The sequence below is a fragment of the Streptococcus sinensis genome (genome assembly GCF_000767835.1).
In the GTDB taxonomy this organism is placed as follows: Bacteria; Bacillota; Bacilli; order Lactobacillales; family Streptococcaceae; genus Streptococcus; species Streptococcus sinensis.
Genome location: NZ_JPEN01000074.1, coordinates 38,829 through 63,138 on the forward strand (window position 1 = coordinate 38,829; position 24,310 = coordinate 63,138).

The 24,310-nt window shown below is 42.0% G+C and carries 21 protein-coding genes and 1 pseudogene; 6 read left to right on the forward strand and 16 right to left on the reverse strand.

Annotated elements, in window-relative coordinates; translation table 11 throughout:
* The first annotated feature begins 88 nt into the window (after positions 1-88).
* From coaA to SSIN_RS06665, 3 genes are all read left to right on the forward strand, one after another.
* On the forward strand, positions 89-1,009 hold the full coding sequence (coaA, locus tag SSIN_RS06655; RefSeq protein ID WP_037617151.1) for a type I pantothenate kinase: 921 nt from the start codon (positions 89-91) through the stop codon (positions 1,007-1,009).
* A 70-nt stretch (positions 1,010-1,079) separates the two neighbouring features.
* Positions 1,080-1,316: a 30S ribosomal protein S20 gene (gene rpsT / locus SSIN_RS06660; RefSeq protein WP_001274000.1), complete on the forward strand. Its 237-nt coding sequence runs from the start codon at positions 1,080-1,082 to the stop codon at positions 1,314-1,316.
* 68 nt (positions 1,317-1,384) lie between these two features.
* Positions 1,385-1,897, forward strand: a complete 513-nt coding sequence (locus SSIN_RS06665; protein WP_037617154.1) for a DNA topology modulation protein — start codon at positions 1,385-1,387, stop codon at positions 1,895-1,897.
* A gap of 20 nt (positions 1,898-1,917) precedes the next feature.
* On the opposite strand, the gene yaaA is transcribed toward SSIN_RS06665, so the two are convergent.
* The gene (gene yaaA / locus SSIN_RS06670; protein WP_037617156.1) at positions 1,918-2,646 is read right to left on the reverse strand and encodes a peroxide stress protein YaaA; all 729 of its coding nucleotides are present in this window, start codon (positions 2,644-2,646) and stop codon (positions 1,918-1,920) included.
* Positions 2,647-2,802: 156 nt separating this feature from the next.
* Here yaaA and SSIN_RS06675 point away from each other — a divergent pair, with 156 nt between their 5' ends.
* Positions 2,803-3,264: a DUF1836 domain-containing protein gene (locus SSIN_RS06675; protein ID WP_037617158.1), complete on the forward strand. Its 462-nt coding sequence runs from the start codon at positions 2,803-2,805 to the stop codon at positions 3,262-3,264.
* Positions 3,248-3,895: a PAQR family membrane homeostasis protein TrhA gene (gene trhA, locus SSIN_RS06680; RefSeq protein WP_037617161.1), complete on the forward strand. Its 648-nt coding sequence runs from the start codon at positions 3,248-3,250 to the stop codon at positions 3,893-3,895. Before SSIN_RS06675 ends, trhA begins: the two co-directional genes overlap by 17 nt.
* A gap of 187 nt (positions 3,896-4,082) precedes the next feature.
* Here trhA and SSIN_RS10560 read toward each other — a convergent pair whose 3' ends face one another.
* From SSIN_RS10560 to SSIN_RS06715, 7 genes and pseudogenes are all read right to left on the reverse strand, one after another.
* On the reverse strand, positions 4,083-4,931 hold the full coding sequence (locus SSIN_RS10560; protein ID WP_037617164.1) for an LPXTG cell wall anchor domain-containing protein: 849 nt from the start codon (positions 4,929-4,931) through the stop codon (positions 4,083-4,085).
* 268 nt (positions 4,932-5,199) lie between these two features.
* A complete protein-coding gene (locus SSIN_RS06690) occupies positions 5,200-5,844 on the reverse strand; it encodes a recombinase family protein (protein WP_037617167.1) in 645 nt (214 codons plus the stop codon).
* Between the two features lie 130 nt (positions 5,845-5,974).
* Positions 5,975-6,370, reverse strand: a pseudogene (locus SSIN_RS06695) (recombinase family protein); the annotation flags it as partial.
* A gap of 146 nt (positions 6,371-6,516) precedes the next feature.
* Complete coding sequence (locus tag SSIN_RS06700; protein ID WP_037617169.1) at positions 6,517-8,154, reverse strand: hypothetical protein; 1,638 nt, start codon at positions 8,152-8,154, stop codon at positions 6,517-6,519.
* Positions 8,144-8,887, reverse strand: coding sequence for an ABC transporter ATP-binding protein (locus SSIN_RS06705; protein WP_037617173.1), 744 nt, complete (start codon positions 8,885-8,887; stop codon positions 8,144-8,146). Before SSIN_RS06705 ends, SSIN_RS06700 begins: the two co-directional genes overlap by 11 nt.
* 110 nt (positions 8,888-8,997) lie before the next feature.
* Positions 8,998-10,611, reverse strand: coding sequence for a M20/M25/M40 family metallo-hydrolase (locus tag SSIN_RS06710; protein ID WP_037617176.1), 1,614 nt, complete (start codon positions 10,609-10,611; stop codon positions 8,998-9,000).
* A 135-nt stretch (positions 10,612-10,746) separates the two neighbouring features.
* Entirely contained in the window at positions 10,747-13,719 is a 2,973-nt protein-coding gene (locus SSIN_RS06715) for a CocE/NonD family hydrolase (RefSeq protein WP_037617177.1), read from the reverse strand.
* Positions 13,720-13,911: 192 nt separating this feature from the next.
* Here SSIN_RS06715 and SSIN_RS06720 point away from each other — a divergent pair, with 192 nt between their 5' ends.
* Entirely contained in the window at positions 13,912-15,360 is a 1,449-nt protein-coding gene (locus SSIN_RS06720) for an alpha-amylase (RefSeq protein WP_037617178.1), read from the forward strand.
* Between the two features lie 87 nt (positions 15,361-15,447).
* On the opposite strand, the gene SSIN_RS06725 is transcribed toward SSIN_RS06720, so the two are convergent.
* From SSIN_RS06725 to SSIN_RS06760, 8 genes are all read right to left on the reverse strand, one after another.
* Positions 15,448-16,719 (reverse strand): hypothetical protein, encoded by a 1,272-nt coding sequence (locus tag SSIN_RS06725; protein ID WP_037617179.1) that lies wholly within the window; start codon positions 16,717-16,719, stop codon positions 15,448-15,450.
* Between the two features lie 15 nt (positions 16,720-16,734).
* Positions 16,735-17,772: a M42 family metallopeptidase gene (locus tag SSIN_RS06730; protein ID WP_037617252.1), complete on the reverse strand. Its 1,038-nt coding sequence runs from the start codon at positions 17,770-17,772 to the stop codon at positions 16,735-16,737.
* An 86-nt stretch (positions 17,773-17,858) separates the two neighbouring features.
* Complete coding sequence (locus SSIN_RS06735; protein ID WP_037617181.1) at positions 17,859-19,004, reverse strand: FtsX-like permease family protein; 1,146 nt, start codon at positions 19,002-19,004, stop codon at positions 17,859-17,861.
* Between the two features lie 3 nt (positions 19,005-19,007).
* Positions 19,008-19,688 carry an ABC transporter ATP-binding protein gene (locus SSIN_RS06740; protein WP_037617184.1) on the reverse strand — a complete coding sequence of 227 codons (681 nt, stop codon included), beginning with the start codon at positions 19,686-19,688 and terminating at the stop codon, positions 19,008-19,010.
* A complete protein-coding gene (locus SSIN_RS06745; protein WP_037617187.1) occupies positions 19,681-20,262 on the reverse strand; it encodes a TetR-like C-terminal domain-containing protein in 582 nt (193 codons plus the stop codon). Before SSIN_RS06745 ends, SSIN_RS06740 begins: the two co-directional genes overlap by 8 nt.
* A 112-nt stretch (positions 20,263-20,374) precedes the next feature.
* Complete coding sequence (galE, locus tag SSIN_RS06750; RefSeq protein ID WP_037617189.1) at positions 20,375-21,376, reverse strand: UDP-glucose 4-epimerase GalE; 1,002 nt, start codon at positions 21,374-21,376, stop codon at positions 20,375-20,377.
* 77 nt (positions 21,377-21,453) lie between these two features.
* Complete coding sequence (gene galT / locus SSIN_RS06755; protein WP_037617191.1) at positions 21,454-22,938, reverse strand: UDP-glucose--hexose-1-phosphate uridylyltransferase; 1,485 nt, start codon at positions 22,936-22,938, stop codon at positions 21,454-21,456.
* A 66-nt stretch (positions 22,939-23,004) separates the two neighbouring features.
* Positions 23,005-24,183, reverse strand: coding sequence for a galactokinase (locus SSIN_RS06760; RefSeq protein ID WP_037617195.1), 1,179 nt, complete (start codon positions 24,181-24,183; stop codon positions 23,005-23,007).
* Between the last annotated feature and the right edge of the window lie 127 nt (positions 24,184-24,310).

Genomic DNA, 24,310 nt, shown 5'->3' on the forward strand with positions numbered 1-24,310 from the left:
CATTTTATCATAAATTTTCTAGATTTGTAAATCGTTTTCATTTCTCCAAAAGTATGTTATACTAAAATCCATCATATAGGAGTAACTTATGACTAACGAATTTATTCATTTTGAAAAAATCAGCCGCCACACATGGCAGAATCTGCATCGCAAAACAAATCCACCGCTCACTGAAGCAGAGCTCGATTCTATTAAAAGTTTCAATGATAAAATCAGCCTTCAGGACGTGACTGATATTTATCTGCCACTGACAAATTTAATTCAGATTTACAAGCGTGCCAAGGAAGACCTTGCCTTTTCAAAAGGAATTTTTCTGCAAAAAGAAAGCAAAAAACAGCCCTTTATCATTGGAGTATCCGGTAGTGTCGCCGTTGGAAAGTCAACCACCAGCCGGCTGCTGCAAATCCTCCTATCGCGGACATTTTCAAATGCATCGGTCGAACTGGTTACAACAGATGGATTTCTCTACCCCAATCAAACCCTGATTGAAGCAGGAATTTTAAATCGCAAGGGCTTTCCAGAAAGTTACAATATGGAGCTGCTCCTTGATTTCCTAGACACCATCAAAAATGGTCAGGATTATCAAATCCCTGTTTATTCGCATGAAATTTATGATATTGTCCCAAATGAAAAGCAAGAAATCAAGGCTGCTGACTTTGTTATTGTGGAAGGAATCAATGTTTTCCAAAATCCACAGAATGAACGGCTGTATATGACCGACTTTTTTGACTTTTCTATCTATGTAGATGCCGAAGTTGACAATATCGAATCTTGGTATTTGGATCGCTTTAAAAAAATGCTGTCTCTAGCTGAAAACGATCAAACCAACTACTATTATCGCTTCACAACCCAGTCCGATGAAGAAGTTATGGCTTTCGCGCAAAATATATGGAAAACAATTAATCTCGTCAATCTGCTGGACTACATCGAGCCCACTCGTAACCGAGCTGAGATTATTTTACACAAAGCAGAAAACCATGAAATTGATGAAATCTATCTAAAAAAATAATTTAGGCTTGTCAAATCAAAACTTTTCATATATAATTAGATAGTTAGTATTTTCAATGGAGGTGAATAACTTGGCAAACATTAAGTCAGCTATCAAACGCGCTGAATTGAACGTGAAACAAAACGAAAAAAACTCAGCTCAAAAATCAGCTATGCGTACTGCAATTAAAGCATTTGAAGCAAACCCGTCTGAAGAACTTTTCCGTGCTGCTAGCTCAGCTATCGATAAAGCAGAAACTAAAGGTTTGATCCACAAAAACAAAGCAAGCCGCGACAAAGCACGTCTTTCAGCTAAACTTGCTAAATAATGCGCCACGCATGCAAAGGGAGCTCTGAGGAGCTTTTTTTGTTGCACATTAAACAAAGGAGACTTCTAATGAAAATTGCTATCATTGGCTACTCGGGTTCAGGAAAATCAACCTTGGCCCAGCATTTAGGATCATACTACCAACTTCCCGTCCTTCATCTGGACACGATCCAGTTTAAAGTAAGTTGGCAGGCTCGCAGTCAGGACAAAGTTCGAGCTGATTTAGCAGATTTCCTCCAGCAAAATCAATCCTGGGTCATTGATGGCAACTACTCTTGGTGTTTTTATGAAAAGCGGATGAAAGAGGCTGACCAAATCATCTTTCTGAACTTTTCTCGCTGGAGCTGCCTCTATCGGGCTTTCAAACGCTATCTAAAATATCGCAATCAAACTAGAGAAAGCATGGCACCAGGCTGTTCTGAGAAGTTTGACTGGGAATTTATCCGCTGGATCCTTTGGGATGGCCGGACAAAAAGGACTAAAAATCGCTATCAAAAAGTTCGCCAGACTTTCCCTGAGAAATTCATCGAATTACAGAATCAAGTGCAATTAACAGAATATGTAAAAGCTTCACTTAGATAAGATCCAAGTGAAGCCTTTTCTTATTCTTCCTTTACAAAGATGAATTCTTTGTCATCCGATAGGTCAGCTCGAAAGGCAAAACCTGCAAAAGAGAGCTGTTTGATTTGCTCAAGTTTATCGACCTGCGCTTCCATCAAAGCAGTCAGAAACTGCCCACGCGCCTTTTTGGAAATGGTAGAATGACTTTTGAGTTTGCCAGCCTTTTCCTCTAAGAATTTAAAACGAAGCATTTTATCTCTGACTGATTTATCAAAAACTTCCTCAAATTCACTAGACAGCAAAGAAAGCAGCATATCTTCATCCGCTACTGCTTTTGTATAATCGTCCTGCCAAAATTTTTTCAGCGTTTGACCATTGGGCTTCAGCCCCACCAAAAAGTCCAGCCGATGAGGGGCAATCGGACTAAGGGCAGGAATGACCCCATATAGACTAGAAGTTAAAAGCAAATGCTCTTGAATATAGGATTTCTCCTCTTGTGTCCAATCTTTTCGCTTGATATTGCGATACATGAGCCCGTCAAATAAAAGCAAGGCTGGGTAAGTCTCCGCTTCATTCTTGCTCAAATTGTGAATTCTCTGATATTCTATTTCAGCCATTTGCGGACTGATTTTGTATAATTTTTCCAGCTCCTTGGCTGAGAATTGCAACAACTCTTCTATTATAGCTTGGCTTTTTAGCATCAACTGGGAGTGACCCAGCGAGCTCTGCTTTTCATTCATTTCTTTAGCAGTTGGGATTAAAATCTTCATACTTACTCTTTCTAACGTTGGACTGCGAGTCTGCATTCCTACTTTACTTTATTAATGATTATAGCAGATTTTATCAAACATGGATTTATTCTTGACTTTATTTTTTAAAAATGATATTATCTAGTTATCAAGACTAGATATAAGAGAGATTGAAATTTGGAAACAACAATTCTTTTTCCAAGATGGGATGAATTGCCTGATCTTGATCTATATTTGGACCAAGTCCTGCTCTATGTCAATAATGTCTGCAAGCCTGCTTTCACCGCTTCGGATAAGGGACTGACCGCATCAATGATCAATAACTATGTTAAACATGCCTATCTTGATAAACCCTTAAAGAAAAAATACAATCGCCAACAAGTTGCCCGTTTGATTGCCATTACAAGCTTAAAAACTGTTTTTTCTATTCAGGATATTGCAACTACTTTGGATATGCTGAATGCCCAAACCCAGTCTGAAAAGCTTTACAATGACTTTGTAGATTACATGAATGGACAGAAACTTGAAGTGACGCCAATCATTGCCAGTGCCTGTCAGACCGTCAAGCTCTACCAGCAAACCCTAGCCTTTATCCAAGTGCCCAAAAAGGAGGAAAATAACGATGAACTACGCGCTTAAACTCAGTAAAAAGCTCTCTTTTGGAGAGGAAATTGCCAATGCTGTTACCCATGCCGTCGGAGCTGTTTTGATGCTGATTCTCCTTCCGATTTCTGCCGTTTACAGCTATGAAGGGCATGGCCTAGTCTCTGCTATCGGTACTTCGATCTTTGTCATCAGCCTTTTCCTCATGTTTCTCTCCTCCACTATTTACCACTCCATGTCCTATGGCTCGACCCACAAATATATCCTGCGGATTATCGATCACTCCATGATCTACATTGCCATCGCGGGCAGCTATACTCCCGTCGTCCTTTCACTCATGAATGACTGGCGGGGCTATCTGATTATCGCGATTCAGTGGGGCACGACTATCTTCGGCATTCTCTACAAAATCTTTGCCAAGAAGGTCAATGAGAAATTCAGCCTGGCCCTTTATCTGATTATGGGTTGGCTGGTGATCTTTATCATCCCGCAAATTATCGGACAAACTGGACCAGTGTTTTGGGGACTGATGCTAGCAGGCGGTCTTTGTTACACAGTCGGCGCTGGTTTTTATGCTAAAAAGAAGCCCTACTTCCACATGATTTGGCATCTCTTCATCCTAGCTGCTTCTGCTCTCCAGTACTTGGCTATTGTTTATTTCATGTAGAAAGCTGCCAACAAGATAGTCTGACACTCAGCAGTCTAAAAGTAATCTGAGTTCACACTTCTTATAGGTAAATAAAAAGACGGTTCAAAAATAACCGTCTTTTTAAATGTATTATTATCAAATAAGTCCTTATAAGACTATAAACAGATTTTATTTATCTATAATAACCATTTCAAAACTTTAGATATTAGTGACGTTCGTGTCTTCCTTTATAACGTTTCTTAGTTAAACCTAAACTAGAAAGGAGTCCTACGCCTAGGAACCCTAGGCTAGAAACAGCTTCACCAGTATTTGGGAGTTTGTCTTTAGTCTCTTCTTTTTTGTCTTCGGTCGCTTTAGGCTTCACAGTTTCAGACTTCTTGCTTTGGTCTGGAGCTTTGCTGTTGTCAGCAGGTTTTTCACCTTCTGGCTGTTTTGCGGTGCCTTTATCCGCAGGTTTTTGGTTATCTGCTGGATTTTCGGCCTTGCCGTCACCTTTGCCGTTGTCGTCAGGTTTAGCTTGTCCACCCTTATTATCGTCGCCAGGTTGTGGCGCTGGTTTAGGGGCAGGCTGTGGTTCTGGCTCTGGCTTTAGTTGCGGAGTTGGGTCTGGCGTAGGATCCGGTTTTAGATCCGGAGTTGGAGTTGGATCCGGTTTTGGAGTTGGATAAAACTTCTCATAAAAGAAAGAAACCCCTGCATCTGGTTCCACCAACTTATTTGTATCAACAACAAATTCGTTGGCGTAGACTCTCTGGTCCACTCCATCAACGATGTAGTAGCCAGAATACTTATAACCCGGAACTTCTACAGGTCTATAAGTATAGACTCCTGCCGGGAGGTTTTCATGCTCTTCTGGAGGAACAATAGCTAGGCGGCTATGCTCATCCAGATGGTTAATTCCAACAGAGTAAGTTTGCTTCGCTGGAGTAACCGTTTCAACCGCTGAGACATTATCCCCAGCAACATCATCAGCAGTAACTGTTGCTGCTGAAGTAGTAGCCGCTAAAACAGCTACAGACAGTAGGGTGATTCCATATTTTGCAACTTTTTTCATTTGTTTTTCCTCCGTTTTTTGTTTTTGAAAGTCTAAACTTTTTCTCCCCAAATAACCTCTGCTACAAAGCATTTGGTAGATTCTAATGGACGAACGTCAAATAGAACGCTTAAAAACAAAAAATGCTAGCTTCAAAAAAGGCACAAAACCTTATGAAACCAGCATTCAGAAAATGAATTTTTCAATCTTTGAGAATTCTAACAAACGTTCGTCTGCTAGAATGTTTTGACAGTCTTATTCTACCATTTTATCTCATAAATGCAAGCACTTAGAGGGTATTTTTTGATTTTGTTTTTATGTTATTGCGCTTTAAGATATTATAAAGGGTGGCCGTGGATATGTTGGAAGTTTGAGAAATCTCTTTAGCCGTTAGATTTGACTGTTGATATAGCTGGATAACTTCTTTTTCCTTCGTTTTAGAAATTCCTTTATTGCCCAATTTAACACCTCGTTCCTTAGCTTTACGTAAACCGTCTTTGGTTCTGGAGCGTATAGCTTCTAGTTCCATCTCCGCGACGTATCCTAGAATAACAAGCAGTAATTTGCCAGTTAGCGAGTCTGTCGCAATATTTTCTTTCAGGCTGATTAATTGAATATCATGAATAGTTAGGTCGTCCAATATATTTACTAGAGTAAACATTTTTCTAGTTAGTCTATCCAACTTGTAAACGACTAACGAGACCTGTTTGTTGATTTGCTTAAATTCTTTAGCCAGTTTCAATGCTTTAAGTAACTGAACCCTGTTATCTTGAGATCCTGAATCTTTTTCGATAAAAAGTATATCACAAGACTTCAGAGCTTCTTTCTGAACTTCTAGGCCTAACTCTTGGCGGTTGTCTGTGGAGCTGACACGAGCATAGCCGATTTTGATTTCCCGTAGATCCTTGAATTTATTGATGTAGTATTTGGTCACGATTATCTCCTTGTTTAACTTAGCCTTGCCATTGTAGCAGAGGTAGGTTCAGTTTAACAAGAATTCTAGGGGAAAGAAAAAGTACAAATAAGAGTTTGATTTACTATTTTTTTAGAGATTTGTCAATAATTTATAGGACATTTTTTCGGTTGATTTGGATATTATTTCTCTTTAGAATACTGTAAATGGTGGCAGTAGAAATATTGAGGCGACTGGCAATCTTTCGCACAGATAATTCTTTTTGCAGGTATTCCTTGATTATTTGTTTTTCTTTGGTTCGAGATAGTCCCTTGTTGCCGAGTTTCACACCTTTTTCTTTAGCTTTGCGAAGTCCGTCTTTTGTGCGGTCTGAAATAGCCTGAAGTTCCCATTCCGCCACATATCCCAGCATTAAGCAAAAGAATTTACCAGTTAAAGAATCTGTCTCAATATTTTCATGAAGAGATTGAAGGCGAATACCATGATTGTTTAAATCTTCAATAATAGCGGAGAGGTGAAATATCTTTCTGGTAAAGACGCTAATCTTTGTATCATCATAAAAGGCCTAGAAACACGTTTTTTAGAAACGTTCTTCTAAGCCTTTTTGAGATAGTTATTTGAAATATGCCTTTACTCAGAATGTGTTTTGCCAGACCTCATATTTCTGATATTTTCTAAGCATCTCAGTACTTTTTAATAAAAACTGGCGATTTCCTTATCGAGTCGCCTCATGTAGTCTCGATAGGTCAGATAAGATATGAGGCCGGAAACAAGAATCAATACCGCCGAAAGGAAATAAAGGACTGTGAGAGGTAGGAAGTAGGAAATCATATAGAAAAGCCCTATCACAATGATAATTCCAAAAGTAAATAAGAGAGCCAACAGGGTTTTCCCCATACTGTTATCCCGATTCATCAGCTCGTTGACATTGGACCAGTTGGTCACCAAGTGTTTATAGTCTCGATGATAGCCCCAAGCACTCCATGCTAGACTAGCCATAAACCAAGTCAGCAGCATACCAAGAAATGTCACCAAATGGATATGAAATAGAAGACTGGTCACAAAAAGGAGAATCACTGGCAAAATGGATTGAATCGCAAAAAGATACCAGAATTTGAGACGAATATATTTTCTCAAATCAAAAGGCAAAACCTTCAGATAATCAAAATTTTCCCTCTCTAAGGATAAACCGATAGAGGTCAGATTATTCCCCCCTGAATTGAGCGTAGCGATAAACATAGATAGAAAGATAAGCGGGAGCAAATACCGTGGAATCAGAAAGGGACTAATATCCAAGCCTGCATTGATTGTCCCCATGACCATACTAAAAATAATGATATAGGGAATCAGTGCCGACATAAAGAGGGCCTGTAAAACGACTGAACCTTCACTCAGCAGCCGAAGATGATAGCGCCACACAAATTTCTTGAAATTTTTAGCCTCATCCATATTGATATCATGCACGCGCTCACGTTTTCCTCCTGCTGCACCCGTCATCAAAGCCGCTTCATAAAATTCCGGTATCACCTTGAACTTGACCAGTAAAAAGAGAAAGGCTGCTACGACGAGCCAAGCTAGAATTCCTAAAACCGCAGTCAAGCTGAAAGGATTAATAATAAAATCGTAAAAGGCTACAACTGGCGGGAAATAAGGTGTGGCCATTGTGTTGCTTGCGATGCTACGGCTATTCATCTGATTGATAAAGATATAAAGTCCTACCGAACCTAGGGAAACAAGCCCTAGAATCACATTGGATAGGATGGTTTTATACTTTCTAAAGAAGGCTGTCTTGGTGATAAAATGCACCAAAATCAAAATGACAAAGGTCAAAACCGAACTTAAAATCACAATCGAAATCAAGGCCATAGGAAGACCGACTAAAGGATTTCCACCTTGAAGACCTAGAACAATGAAATAGCTATACATGGGCAGAATCGCAATCAAGAGGGTCAGAACAACAGAGATGCTCTTTCCTACGATGATTTCTGATTCACTAAAGGCATAAGGCCGATAGGACTGCAAATCCTTGCTTTCATAAAAGACATTATAGAAAACGAGGAAACCCTGCGACATGGAAAACATGGCAAATATGGAAACCATATTAGCAAAAAGGCCCGGATTTCCTACCATGCGATTGAAAGCACTCATGATACCAAAGATGAATAGGTAGACCAGACCCAAAATCAGGTACATCCGAATAGCCTGCAGGGAAACATTGACCTTGACCGAGGGATTCTTTGCCTGCTTCTTGCGGTATTGTTGCAGCTGAGAAGTTTGGATAGCATAGAGGATATTGATATCAACTAATTTTTTAATCACTTTAAGGCGCATCTGGACTCACCTCTTCTCTGCGGCCTGCCAGACCTAGGTAAATGGCTTCGAGGGACTGTTCCGGATGTTGACCTTTCAATCCTTCAATCGTGCCATAGAATATTAGCTCTCCCTTTTTGAGGATGGCAATCTTATCGCATAGCTGTTCGGCCACTTCTAAAACGTGGGTTGAAAAAAGAACTGTATTACCTTTATCGGCATGCTCACGCATCATCTGTTTGAGATCAAAGGCTGCCTGAGGATCCAAGCCCGTCAAAGGCTCATCCAAGACCCAGATATCTGGATCAGACAAAAGGGCACCAATGACAAAGACCTTCTGCCGCATACCGTGTGAAAACGACTCAATCACTTCATAGCGATGGCCGGCAAAATCAAAAATAGCCAGCAACTCACCCAAACGAGCTTCTACTTCTGCCGTGGTCATATCGTAGGAAGTCGCCACTAGCTCCCAAAATTCATTGGCTGTCAGACGTAAGAAAAGATCAGGAGAATCGGCTACATAACCGATTTTTTTCTTGATTTCTAGACGATTACTGGATAGCTCCTTGCCGTCCACAAAAATTTGTCCTTGTGTCGGATTGATAACGCTGACCAAGGATTTAATGGTTGTTGACTTACCCGCTCCATTGTGACCGATGAGACCGACAATCTCACCGCTTTCCAAGGTCAGATTCAGGTGGTTAAGCGCCAGCTTGCCATCATAGTCTTTTGTTACATCTCTAAATTCAATCATGAGAAACTCCTTTACTATGTTTTGAGCTTATTATACTATCTTAAAACTTATTTGTCTTAAAATGAGCGAAAAAGTTCGGATTTTGCTTTAAAACAAGCCAGAACCATCCTTTAAACCTTGAAAGATTGAGTATTTTCCAGCAGATAGAGCAGGAAATTGGGAATGGTTTCCAGCATATCCTGCTCATAGACACGCTCAGTCAGCTGATGCAAGTCTTTCCCCCATGGACCAAGATTGATGCCGGGGATATGATTGGAAGCAATTTCTGAAAAATCAAGTTGGTAAAGATTCTCCGGTACAGGCATACTGGCAATCAGGTCTTGGTACTCAGTGGCAGGCTTCTCCAAGGCACAGTAACTAAGGTCACAGATTCCCATGAAGAATTCGTCCACTTGTAGTTGACAGCCAGCTTCCTTCTCCAGATAATCCCGATAAAGTTGAACGACCTTATCAATCACAATCGGACTGTCTGACAGACGGCGACAATTCATGGATGGATAGTAAGGTGGCGCAATCGCTAGGATCACCAAAGCTTCCTTACGGTCGTAGAAATCTAAAACTTTCTGGATATTTTGAATGCTGATTTCCTGATAGGATGCGCCTTCTTGCAAGGCTTTCTGTGCTTCCTCATAAATCTGCTGCAAAGTTTCTTCAAAACCGATTTTTTCTTGGCATTCTTGCAGTAATTCCTGATAGGTCAGCACGTGCGGTTTCGGTACAAGCTTGCTTTCTTCATAAACTTTCTGCAATTGACAGTAGTTTTGATAAAAGCCATCCACTGCTTCCTGACTGAGATTCTTTATGGTCGCCAGCAGCTCACTTGGACTCTTTTCTAGATAAAGGACGCTGAAATAACCTGCAGCACGCAGCACAGTTGACACATCGTAATTTTCCTTCAAATCACGCAGATAAGACCAAGATGGCAGGGGAGAGCGTTCGCCGTAGACCATGTCAGACAAAGCCGGATTAAGGTCAATTTTTTCAGCAACCTTGGCTAGCAAGGACAGGGCATTGATCCCCTTGAGCGGCTCTTTCATGTGAGAAAGGATACCCTGAGTCACGACAACTGGCATCAACTTGCCGACTGTTCCTATATGAAGCACCTTTTCCTCCGCTGACTGGCTCTCAAAAGGCTCAGAATCCACAGCCAGAAGGTAATGAAGTTGGAAGCGCTCCTTCAATTTAGCAAGCAGGGCCGTTGCTGCCCGCATGCCTTGGGAATAGGACTCCTCATCCCCGACAGACAGATAGAGCAAATTGACCTGACCAGACTGTCTTTGGCTGTATTCTTCCACCACACCTAACTGCAAGGCCAGAGCAGCCTTCATGTCACAAGAGCCCCGACCGAATTGCCATTTATCCGACGCAATATCCGCTAAAAGATCTGAATCTGAAGAAATGGAGGGTAATTTTTCTTTCAGGGCCTGATTATCAAAAGCCCAGTCTTTGAGACTGCCAAAATCCTCAATATCCACTGTATCATGATGATGAAAAAGAATTACGGTGTCAGCCGTGTCCTGCTTGACCAAAGCCCAATTGACACTGCGGTTATAAAAATCATTTGGAATCTGATAGCAGCCAAACTGTTCTGGATGCTCCTGAAAATAAGGAATCTCTCCTATCCGCTCCTGAAGAAAGGCTTCAATCTCCCGCTCAGAACCAGTATGGGTAAAACTTTCAATCGCCATACTTTGGTCAAAAATATCTTGAATATGATTTTTCATTCTTTCTACCCCTATATTGCCGGCACTCCTTACATCAAATCTAAGTGAAAGTCGAGTCCAGCTAAAAGACGATAAGGCAAAAGCAGCCAAACTTCACCTAATTATGAATTTCTGGCTGCTTTTAAATAGTGACTGTTAACGATGAGAATATTTCTTAGCAAGGCTGGACATACCTAGTGTGCTGAAAAGCAGAGCCAAGCCAAGATGGAGCATTCCTTTTGCTGGATTGCTACCTGTTTTAGGTAAGGCAGCTGGCGCTTGCTGAGCTTGATGACTTGCTAATTGCTGCACTTGGGCTGTCCCCCGATCATAGTGTCCTGCATAGCGAACCTTCAAGTCAACTGACGGGCTTTCCTTCTGCTCTTTCCTGTCAAAGATATATTCTGGAACTTCTATGATTTCTGGTGCAACTAATTTTTCACCAGTAATCTCAGGCAAGTTCGCATATTCGGTATCAAGAGCATTTGGTACATAGGTAGCCTTCTGCGAACGAGTCGCTTCCACAGTTGGCAACAGCGCACTGATGGAATCCGTCTTGAAAGTCACTGCATACTGACGCTTAATTGTGAGGTCGCTAGGGTCGTAAGTATTGAAAACCAGAGCCAGTTTATGGCCTTTTTTCACCGTATAAAGATTCGGCTGTAAATACATCGTATAATCGTGGAATTGGCCAACTTTTGGCTTAATGCTTTTTTCCGAGCTGGACGGTGTATAGCCTGATTCTGGATTAGCTAAGTTTAGCCAGCCTTTAGCAATCACCTTGTATTTGGTTTTGACGGTCGCAAAGTTTTTAATATCCAGATTGCTGAGATTGCTGCCCATCCAGAAGCCACCTGTCTGACTGTCATCGCTAGCAGCACCATTTCCGACCACATCAAATTCTTGGTCTGATACATCTACCAAGAGCGCATTGACCTGCAGATTTCTGCCGCTGCCCTTGGCCAGAGCTGCCTTGAAATGGACAGGAATATGGCCTTTGATGGTCAGATCCTCTTTGACATCTGTTACAAAGGTCAGATTCGCTTTGGAAGAAGCTTGACTGACTGTTTCATCTCGCTTGCTAGTGTCAATCCCTGCCCCCGCATAGTCACTAGAAATCGTTTCTTCCAAGCGTTTAGACTGGGCTGTCAGAATCATACGATTGCTACTTTTCCAGTTATCGTAACTGGTCCATTTATTCGGATCGTAGTTGTTTTGTGCCAAAACAGGAGGGAGTTTGCTGACATCGTTTTCGACATCATAGAGGTAATGGGAGAACCAAGTATTGAGCAAGTCATAGAAATCTTGCTTATTAGCTGTGATACCATAGCCTCTAGAAATAGCTGCTGGATTGACATGGTCTCCCTGATGGAGATAGAGTTTTACATTCTGGCCGGCTTTCTTCAAGGCATCGTACATAAGCTCGAACTGTTTGGTTTTGACATTATCATCATTTAAACCATGCACTAGCAGGGCACTGGTCTTTATCTTTTCTGGATGCAGGGTATAATCCCGTTCCCGCCAAACCTGACTGTAATTGCGGCCGTGGGCATTTTGGTCCTTATTTAGCTGATTGATATAGTCGGCGTACTTGTTCCAGATAGTAGCCCAATCATCCTGATCTAAAATCCGTGTGGAGACATAAAGTGAGAGCCAAGATAGGTCACTGTAAGGCGGATTAGTATAAGCTGTCCCCTGACTATTGAAATAATCATACCAGCTGGCAATTCCCGCAGCTGGAACGATGGTTTTCAAGCCTTCCACGCCAGTCGTTGCTACTCCGAAAGTTGTCGTACCGGCCCAAGATAGACCAGTCATGCCGACCTTGCCATTTGCCCAGTCAGCTTTGATTTCAATATTGCTGGTTCTGTCTGTATAGGCCTTGCGTTTGCCATTGACCCATTCGATAATATTCTTAAATGCTTCAATTTCCAAATCAGAGCCAGTTGTATTAAAGCCTTCTGAACCTTTGGTTCCCAGACCAGCACTGGAAATAAAGGCATAGCCCCGCACTAGGAAATAATCATACCAGTTCAAATCTTCGTAGTCATAAATCCCTTCATAAGGACTATAGTAATACCAATCTGATGCCTTGGCTTTTTTAGCTGCATCCACGCTGCTCATACTAGAAGTAGGCTGGCGCTTAGCAGGACGATTGCGCAGACTCTTCATATCATAAGAACCATTAGTCGGCAAATTGAGACTTTCCAAGGTCACATATTTTTCATCCAAAGTTCCTGCAACATAAGGCCGAGCTTCCAAAATCGTTGAAGCTTTAAAATCACCTTTAGCTGCTGCCTTGGGAAGCTGCACAATTGCCTTGACTAAATCCCGCTTGCCATCTCCATCCGTATCATGATCCGTCTCGACATAGACAGGAAAACGGACGATATCGCTTTTCTCATAAGAATAGTCATGGTCTTCCTTTTCCCCGCTGCTATATGGGAAAATCGGCTGTGCCCGACCGTTCAAAAAGAGCGGTGCTTTCTTTTCGGCACGATAAGCATCATGTAACCGCTTGGCAACTGCATACATAGACTGCAGATTGCTTCCCTGCACGCTGGCTGTCAGGTCTGCTTCTTTTTCAATCATTCCCAGACTCTTGGCCAGATTCACTCTATCCTGAGCACTGCTGCCCAGTTGAGACTGACTGACTGCTGCCCAGTTTAACAACTCGTCTACTGCTTCTTGCAAGGTCAGTTCCTTATCAGCTAAAGCGGGATTTGAAAGGCTACCGGTATAAGCGGACAAATCTTGCCCTTTTGCAACAGTTGATACAGCGGAAGGTGCTAAGCTGACTTCTTGAGCCAAAGCTAAAGGTGCCTGAGCCTGTGACGAACTCGCTGTTACAGGACTTGCAACTAGTTTTTCACTTGAAATAACTGCTTCTTCTTGTTTTTCTGGCGCTGAACTCTCAGACGAAGCCTGACTTTGAACCTCTACAATCGCCGGCTGCTGAACTGAGGAAGTAGGCTCAGAAGAGACAGGTGTAGCTGCCTCTGTACTAATATTTTCCGTCCGCTCACTGGTAACCTGAGCCACCTCATCCGCCTGGACAGCCTGTGACAATACCAAAGGTGCAAGCAGTAAGCTTGGCAGGAGCAATGTGACTAGTCTTCTCTTTTTCATAAAGACTCCTTTTCTTTACATAAAATCTATTAGATAAGTCCATTATACTCTGTAAGCGCTTTAAATTCAATATAACATTCCTTTTATCTACGGAAAAAGTAAGAAAAGTAAAAAATTATTTACGCAAACGTTTGCGTAATCATTCTTCTTTTGGTAAAATAGACCCATCACTAAGAATGTGAGGTATCTAGTATGGAAAATCAAACATTAATGCAATATTTTGAATGGTACTTACCAAATGATGGACAGCATTGGAATCGCTTGGCGGAGGATGCTCCGAACCTAGCATCAAAAGGCATTCGCAAAGTTTGGATGCCGCCAGCTTTTAAGGCAACGAGTTCAAATGATGTTGGCTATGGAGTTTATGACCTCTTCGACTTGGGTGAGTTTGACCAAAAAGGAACCATCCGAACAAAATATGGTTTTAAGAAAGACTACCTAAAAGCTATCCAGACTTTGAAAGCCAACGGTATTGAACCCATGGCTGATGTGGTACTTAATCACAAGGCAGCAGCAGACTGCAAAGAGCGCTTTACCGTCGTTGAAGTGGATCCTAACGACCGAACAAAGGTCTTGTCAGAACCTTTCGAAATCAAAGGCTGGACTAAATTCACCTTCCCAGGTCGCAATAAAGCCTACAATGATTTTGAATGGCATTGGTATCACTTCACCGGTACGGACTACGATGCCAAAAACAATAAGTCTGGCATTTACCTCATCCAAGGAGACAATAAAGGCTGGGCGGATGATGAGCTGGTGGACAATGAAAACGGCAACTATGACTATCTCATGTACGCCGATATTGACTTCAAACATCCAGAGGTCATTCAAAATCTCTATGACTGGGCTCACTGGTTTATCGAAACAACTGGAGTCCAAGGTTTTCGTTTGGATGCTGTCAAGCACATTGACTCCTTCTTTATGAAGAATTTCATCCGTGATATTACTGAAAAATATGGCGATGATTTCTATGTCTTTGGAGAATTTTGGAATGGCGATGAGACAGCCAATAACGACTATCTAGAAAGTATTGACTATCGCTTTGACCTTGTCGATGTCAAGCTCCACCATAATTTCTTTGATGCCAGCAGAGCTGGAGCAGACTATGACTTACGGACCATTTTTGACCATACTCTGGCAAAAAATCATCCTGAGTCAGCCGTGACCTTCGTGGACAATCACGATACTCAGCGGGGACAGGCTTTGGAGTCCACTGTCGAAGAATGGTTCAAGCCAGCAGCCTATGCTCTCATCCTTCTACGAGAAGCTGGACTTCCTTGTGTCTTTTACGGAGACTACTATGGCATTGAGGGCCAGTTTGCTCAGGAGAGTTTTCAGGATGTGCTGGACAAGCTTTTGGATGTCCGCCTCAACCTAGCTTATGGCGAGCAGACTGACTACTTTGACGATGCTAACTGTATCGGCTGGACTCGTCAAGGAAAGGACGGGGGTCAGCCAATCGCTGTTATTGTCAGCAATGACCAAGCCAGCAGCAAGCGTATGTTGGTCGGTTCAGAATGGGCCGGCAGAGAATTCAGAGATTCTCTGGACAAGAGCTCTCAAATCGTGACCATTGACGACGAAGGTTGGGGAGAATTTCCAGTGGAAGAAAAGTCAGTCAGTGTCTGGTCTGTCGAATAAAAATGCAAGGCTTATTCCCTTGCATTTTTATGTGAATAGTTTACTCAAATGATATTGTTTACGATATAAGTGTGATAGTCAATTTTTTTACTTAATTTGGCCCCATCTCAAAGAAAATCTAAACATATCATTATCAATCATTATTTGATTGTCTTTAAAAATTACTACTGGTTCTTTGGGATAAATATTCTCAGCTATTTCACTAATATTTTTCAATGTATTAGTAATTTGATTATTTTGTATCGATTTATCTTCAGCAAGAGACTTTCTTACTTCTTCTACAAAATCTGTATAAGCAATTTTATCATGATGGCAAAGTTTCGATAAAACTTTGATTAGAATAGTATATATATCAGCATCCGTCCCGTCTTTCAAAGAATAAAGATTCCTCCTCTTACCTTTGGTAGGTTTTCCCTCTCGTAATTTTCTTACAGTCTCATCTTCTCCAGTATTTATCGATTTATAGATTTTTTCGACTTCATTCTTATCATACTCAAAAGAAATTTTTTCTTTACTACGCTCTTTTATACCTTTCGTTAAACAATATTGAGCGCATATTTTTTGCATTAAAAAAGGATTTTTAAAACTATTTTCCACAAACGAGATCAAAAGTTCCTCGCTAATTTCTGCATTCAATTCTTTGAATCCTTTACTCGCAATATATCCTAACTCCTCATTACTCCACGCAGGAACCTCTACATACTGTACTCGCCCCTTCATATCTGTTTCAACTTCAATTGGCTGATTTTGTCTCATAGGTATAAGAATTAATATGACATGCAAACCACGACTAATCGGTTCTTTCAACCTATGAATAATATCCTTTTGTTGTTGAGGATTTATATAATGAAAATCATCGAATATTAGTTTTATTTTGTTTGTAATTAAATACTCGATAGCTAATTGAAATAAATCTGAAGATGCCGTATACTTTACTTCTGTACCATTCTGTTTAGATACACCACCTTTCAGTGACCCTTTAGCTTGTAAAAATTTTAAAAAAGGAATTGATTCAAGACTTGTTCCAACTTCAACTTCTGAATCAAAAGAAGAGTTAGTGTAGCTGGTCCGAGTCTTAACAGGTCTTTCAATACCTAATTTTTCATGAATTACTTCTTCAATAGATTTATCTTTCAAGTCTTGTTCTTGGATAAAAATCACTTCATTACTAGGAAACTTTCGATTCACTAATACTGTTTTTCCTAATTTACTTTTCCCAGCAACGACTCCTAGTTGACCATCAAAGTACACTAATTGTTCAAGCTGTTCTTCAAGTCCAATACCTAATCTATCATTATAAGTTACATCAGGTTGTGAACCCGGTGTAAAAATATTTTTCAATTCAATTTTTTTATTCATATTTTTAATCCTTTCTCACTCCACCAACCCACTTCTCAGATAAGCATCCACCATGCGCTCAGTTGCCACGACCGAGTCAATATGGGTACGCTCATAAGAGTGGCTGGATTCGATGCCAGCGCCTAGCAGGGCATGCTTGACTTCTGCTCCTGCACTCATGGCTGCAGAGGCATCCGACCCGTAAAATGGATAGATGTCCAGTTTGTAAGGAATATCCTGCTTCTTAGCCAAGTTTACCAAATGCTGGCGGAAACCATAGTGATAAGGTCCTGAAGCATCCTTAACACAGATGGAAACCGTGTACTCATCTGTTTGCTGATCGTCACCCATAGCCCCCATATCAACTGCCAAATACTCCACCGCTTGCTCTGGCAGGCTGGAATTAGCTCCATGACCAACCTCTTCAAAGACACTGAAGGCAAAATGAGTCGTCACTGGCAGCTGAATATTTTCCTCTTTGTAGACGCGCAGAAGATTGAGCAAAATAGCTGCGCTGACCTTGTCGTCGAGAAAACGGGACTTGATAAAACCTGACTCAGTAACTGTTGTTCGCGGATCAAAGGAAATAAAATCGCCGACTTCGATTCCCAAATCCCGCGTTTCTTTCTCACTCGTCACCTTTTCGTCCAAACGCACTTCCATATTGTCTTGAGTCCGCTCCACCGTCCCAGCATCCTTATAGACATGACAGGAAGTCTGGTGAACTAAGATAGTCCCGCTGATAGTCTTGCCACTGCTGGCCACATGGACTAGACAGTTTTCTCCTTCAATCATATTCCAAGGGAAACCGCCAATCCGATCCAGTTTGAGACGACCATCTGGCTTGACTGCACGCACGATAGCTCCCAGAGTATCCACATGGGCAGTCACGACCCGATGTTGGACATCATTTTCTCCCTTAACCACAACATGGACACCGCCTTTATTGGTACGGACAGGCTCATAGCCCATTTCTTCCAGCGTTTTTACCAAATAGTCTGCCACCTCAGCCGTAAAGCCTGTTGGGGAAGGGATAGCCGTTAATTCTTGTAAATATTGAACAGTTTGATTCATCATTTTCTCCTCATACTTTTCCATCATTATAGCATAAAAAAGGCTTTCATACAGGTTTTTCCTGCATAAAAGCGAGATGAGGTTTCTTATTCAGCTAGCATGACTTCTTTAAGACTCAATCGTCTAATAGCTCGGAAATAATAAGCGACAAGAAATTCATAAACCATTACAAAAGCTAAAAAAGAAAGGAAGCAAAGCTGCATATCAAATGAGTAATCAGGCACGCCTTGAACATCTTTTACGATGACTTTAAGCAATAATTTCATGATTCCGTATTGATAAGCTGTTCCTAAGACAAAGCCTAGATAAGCCACTACTCGATATCTGGCTAGAATAACTTGATAACATTCCTTTTGACTGTAACCAAAGGCCTTCATCAGAGCTAGACTGGCTTTGTTTTCTTGAACAACCGTTCCTAAACAAAGCAGCAAAACTGAAAGTGACAACACAAGCCCTATGCCCATCATCATAGCTTGAATACTGCCATCAATAAACTCTTTCATTCCAAAGGAAAGCTGCATCATAGCTGCAAAGGAAAAAGCTGCAAAAATGACAAAAAAAATCAGAAGTTTCCGTTGATAAAAATGAACTGCACTCAGCTCTTTCAAAAATGGTCGGTCAGATTTTACCTTGTGACGCTTATGCTTGACCCGCGTAAATTCTAGTCTCCTCAGCAAATAGAGACTCGGTTGCTTTAGTTTAATAGCAGCGTAGCCAATCCCTAATAGAGCAAAAATAAGGGTCGGCAAGACAACTAAAGCCCCCAGCAATTCCCAATGAAAATGAATGTTAATAAGAGGCAGCAGAGATTTTTGATTTCGCAAATCATAAAAATCCTGCATAAAGAAGAATGAAGCTCCGAAACCAAGGAACGTTCCTAGAAAAACCGAAAAGCTAAAGACCCAGAAATGCTTGGCCAATTCGAAATTTTGGTAGCCTAAAGCTTTGAGAATTCCTAGCTCCTCTTTATGACTATCAATAAACTGCTTGATATAAAAGAATAAAAGCAAAACTGCTAAGAAAGAGAGAACACCTCCACTCACCAAGGAAACAAATTTAGCAATGAGGACTTGAGCATCGTAGTAGGCCTTAGCAGGTTGAGATAACTTCTCAATATTGATTGCTTGAAGATCAATATAAAAATTAACAAATAAAGTAGAAACTAACACCGCACAAAAACTGATTATTGATACAACAAACAGCTTGCGTAAATCCTTAATACCGATTACCATAGCCTACCATCCAATCTCTTCTACGTTTTTTGGCTCTTCATTAACCAAAATCTCTTGGATTTTTCCGCTGTTTATCTTGACAACTGTCTTAGCTAGCTGAGCGATATGCTCATTATGAGTAACCATTACAAGAGTAAATCCGAGATCTTCTTTCATTTGAGCAACGTAGGAAAGAATCTGACGACCAGTCGCTTCATCTAAAGCTCCTGTTGGTTCATCAAGAAAAAGCACTTTAGGCTTCTTCGCTAAGGCTCTGGCAATAGCCACGCGCTGCTGCTCTCCTCCTGATAATTCACTAGGATATTGGTGAAGTTTGTCCCTAAGCCCCATTGCTTCAAGAACTGGCAGGTAATCTTGATTATTTGCTAGGTGGGCTCCCATTTTAACATTCTGCTCTACTGTCAGCTCTTGCAATAGATAATATTGTTGGAAAATGAAGGCAACCTGTTCCTTACGAAACTTTGTCAGCTGGCTTTCGCTCAAAGAGGCAATATTTTCTCCATCATATAGAACCTCGCCCTGATCTGGCTTTTCTAAGCCTGAAAGAATATTGAGTAAGGTTGATTTACCTGATCCAGAAGCTCCCAAAATAACCAAATAATCTTGGTCTGCAATCTGTAAATCAATACCTTTTAAAATTTCATTGGTGCCATAAGACTTTCTAACTCCCTTTAGTTCAATCATGATTTCCTCCCAATAATTCTTTTATAAAAGCTGTAAATACTTGTGTCAGCATAGGCAGCAGTTCTGCTGATGAAAATCGATAGATTCCTGCAGCAGTCATACTGGCAATTCCGTGTGAGTAAATAAATAGATGTTGGTAGAGCTGCTCTGACAGCTGTCTTGAGAGTCCATATTCCTCTTGAATAGACCGAATCATTTGTTCATAGCTGTAATCTTTGATTGGCAAAAAGTCAGCAAACTTATCGATGCGACGCTCAGGCTCATTCATAAAAATTAACTGAAAAAGCTGGGGCTCCTCAGCTGCAAATCGGATATAAGCAATCCCAACAGCACGAAAGGCTTTTTCTTCCTGTAATGCGATTTCAACTTGTTTGACAAAGGTCTTCTCAGCAGCAATGACGATCGCTTTGCTCAACTCTTCCATGTTATCAAAGAGACCAAAAATGACCTTAGGGGAAGACTTCAATCTGGCAGCAACAGCGCGTGCCGTGACAGCCGACCTTCCCTCTTCTCGAACAAGATCTAGACAAGCTTCAATGATTTCTTCTTTAGTGAATTTATTTTTTGGAGGCATTGATATCTCTTTCTAATACAAACGTTGCGCAACAGTTGTTTCTTTATATAATTTAATCATAATTTGATTCAAAAAGCAAGAAAAAACCAGCTTTTCTAGCTGGTTCGTCAGTTTATCCTCTGTCATCATAGCCATTGGGATGACTGGAATGCCATTTCCAAGCGGTCTCGATGATAGTTTCGATGTTGTCAAATTTCGGCTGCCAACCCAGAACATTTCTTGCTTTCTCAGAGGAAGCAATCAGCGTATCTGGATCCCCTGGGCGCCGCTCTGCTATTTCCAAAGGAATAGGATGGCCGGTCACCTTGCGGGCTGCTTCTACAATCTGCAGGTTGGAAAAACCAGTCGAAGAGCCAAGGTTAAAAGCATCTGATGGTTGACCAGTACGCAGGTACTCAACAGCCAGAATATGGGCGTCAGCCAAGTCGAAAGGATGGACATAATCGCGGACATTAGTTCCGTCTGGAGTGTCATAGTCGTCGCCAAAGACGGCAATCTTCTCGCGTTTGCCCTGAGCTACCTGAAGCACAATGGGCAGGAGATGGGTTTCAGGACCGTGATCCTCGCCAATCGAGCCATCAGGCTTGGCACCAGCCACATTGAAATAACGCAGGGCTACAAACTTGATGCCATAGGCCTGGTCAGCCCAGCGCATAATGGTCTCCATCATGAGTTTGCTCTCACCATAAGGATTGATAGGCTTTTGCGGAGTCGTTTCCAGAATCGGAACTTCTTCAGGAATGCCATAAGTCGCCGCTGTCGAAGAAAAGACAATGTTTTTAACGCTGCATTCCTGCATGACTTCCAAGAGAGAAACCATGCCAGCTGTGTTATTGTCAAAATACTTGAGCGGATCCACCATAGACTCCGCCACCAGTGAAAAAGCAGCAAAGTGAATGACTGCATCGATGGATGGATGTTTGGCAAAAACGCCACGCATAAAGTCCTTATCCGCCAAATCCCCCTCATAAAAGACTGCTTTCGGATGGACGGCTGCCCGATGACCAGTCACCAAATTATCAACGACGACTACTTCTTCCTTGCCTGCCGCTACCAGACGGTCTACCATGTGCGAGCCGATATAACCAGCTCCGCCTAATACTAAAATTACCATGTTTCTCCCTTTCTCATCTTGATTTATACTTTAACTATTTTATCAAAAATAAGGACGAATGAAAACTCTTGCTGCCATTATTCTTCTTCCAAACCAACAGATCGGACAAAGCGCATGAAAGCTTCTTGCCCCTCCTCCGTTCGCTTGTAAACTCCTGCATCTTCCAGTACTCGGCTGAAAATTTGTCCAACCGAGGCCTGAACCACTCCTTCCACCGTCTCAGCGTTAACATCTGGATTCTGGTCTTTGAGTTGATTGGCCCACTCCTGATGATAGGCAGCAACCTGACAGTCTTCTCCCAGCAAGAAAAGTTCCACCTGCTTGAGTTCTTCCTTGAGCCGAGGCGGAAGAATAGCCAGTCCCATCACCTCAATCAGACCGATATTTTCTTTCTTAATATGCTGCACATCTGCATGAGGGTGATAAATGCCGTCTGGATGTTCTGGGGAAGTTTGATTGTCCCGCAAGACCAAGTCTAGCTCAAAACATCTATCTTTTCTGCGCGCAATCGGTGTGATGGTATGGTGCGGCTCACCCTCAGACTCTGCCAACACCTGCACACTTGGGTCAGAATAAACCCGCCAAACTTGCAAGATTTTGTTAGCCAATTCAATCAACCGTTCCTTCTTCTCAGACCTCAGACGAATGACGGACATGGGCCACTTGACAATGCCTGCCTCTACCTCATCAAATCCGCTAAAAGTAAAGCTGCAATCCAGCTCTGCTATTTCCATAGGGAAGGTATGACGTCCGCCCTGATAGTGGTCGTGGGTCAAGATAGAGCCACCAACAATCGGCAAGTCGGCGTTTGAGCCAGCAAAATAGCCCGGAAAGGTCTCGACGATGTCCAGTAGGCGCTCAAAAGTCAGCCGGCTGATGGCCATAGGAAGGTGCTGGCTGTGCAGAAAGATGCAATGCTCATTAAAGTAGGCATAGGGCGAATACTGGAAGCCCCAATCCTGTCCAGTCAAGTCAAAGCGAATAATCCGATGGTTGGCTCTGGCTGGGTGATCCAAGCGGCCTTGGTAGCCTTCATTTTCCATGCAAAGCTGGCAGGCTGGATAATGGCTGTTCTTAGCCATTTTAGCTGCCGCAATTTCCTTGGGATCCTTTTCTGGCTTAGAGAGATTTATGGTGATTTCCAAATCTCCATAGTCCGTCGAAGTCTTAAAAGCAATATTTTTAGAAATGGCCTTGACTTTGATGTAGTCATTCTTTTGACTAAGCTGGTAAAAATCAGCTACAGCCTGCTCGGGATTGGATGCATAAGTCGTCCAGAAGTCCCGATTGAGCTGGCTAGGGACTGGTGTGATGAAGTTCATGAGCACAGCTCCTAGTATATCCTGCTCAGCCAGGGTATCACCAATCTTCCCATTCTTAACAGCTACAGCTACCAAGTCATCCTTCAGGTCAATTAGCTGCACAGCCTCAGTCTCCTGCTCTGCCACTGTCTCTCCGACCAGAGCTATGACTCGATTTCGCAGATAAATGGTATCCATTTCCTCAAAAGTGCTATTGTCAATCACTGCTGATACAAATGCATCCAGTAACTTCTTGGACATAGATTTTCCTTTCTCTTGCTAGTAAAGGGCTGGCATTACTGTCAGCCCATGTTCCTTTTCTGTGATTTAGTCTAGTACTCGGCTTCCGCCAGCTACTTCTGCGATGTAAAAGCTAGGGGCATAGCCGACAACTTCTTGATACTTGTGATCGACATTTTCTTTGAAAGCAGCAACCGCACCTTTTTGAACTAAAGCAATGGCGCAGCCACCAAAGCCAGCTCCAGTCATACGAGCCCCCAGAACACCTTCTTGCTCCCAGGCCGTATGAACCAAGGTGTCCAGCTCTAAACCAGTCACTTTATAGTCATGCTCCAATGATACATGGGAGGCATTCATGAGACGGCCAAATTTTTCAAGATCGCCTGCTTGCAAAGCTGCCCGCGCTTGCAAAGTGCGTTGATTTTCCAAGACGGCATGGCGAGCCCGTTTGAGACGATTTTCGTCCTCTATCAGATAGCTATACTCGTCAAAGGCCCACTCATCCAACTCACCCAAGGTTGCGATAGACAGCTTGCGGTTCAGTTCTTCAACAGCTTTTTCACACTCAGCACGGCGTTCATTGTACTTAGAATCCGCCAACTCACGTCGCTTATTGGTATTCATAATCACTACAACATTATCCTGGAGATCAAGCGGTACCAAATTATACTCAAGAGTATTTGTATCTAAGTAAATAGCCCGCTGGTCAGCACCCATTCCGATAGCGAACTGATCCATGATACCAGAATTAACCCCGATAAATTCATTCTCAGTTAATTTACCGATTTTCACTAGGTCCAAACGTTCCAAGTTCAAATCAAAAAGTTTCTCAGCAATGACACCCGTCAAAAGCTCTAGAGATGCAGAAGAAGACAAGCCCGATCCGTTGGGAATATTTCCATAAACATAGATATCCATTCCTCGGTCAATCTTATGACCCGCCTCCTGCAGAAAATGCAGAACTCCTTTCGGATAGTTGGTCCAGTTATGCTCAGGTTCAAAGTGCAGGTTTTCCAGCGACACTTCAATAATCCCTTTTTCTTCAAAGTTCCCTGAGAAGAATCGTAAGAGTTGATCGTCCCGCTTGCGAGCCGCTCCATAAGTTCCTAGAGAAATTGCTGCAGGAAAGACATGGCCGCCATTGTAGTCAGTGTGTTCCCCAATCAGATTGATCCGACCGGGTGAAAAGAAAGTATGGTCTGCTTCTACTCCAAAAACCTTAGCAAAATCTGCTCGAACTTGCTCCGCTGAAAGTACGTTTGACATAAACTAAACTCCTTTAAAATTGATTTTCGATTTTGTAACCGTTTTCTTTATTATACCTGTTTTTGAGTAAAACTTCAATAAATTTAGTAAATTTTTACTTAATAAATCAATTAGCTAATATTTACTA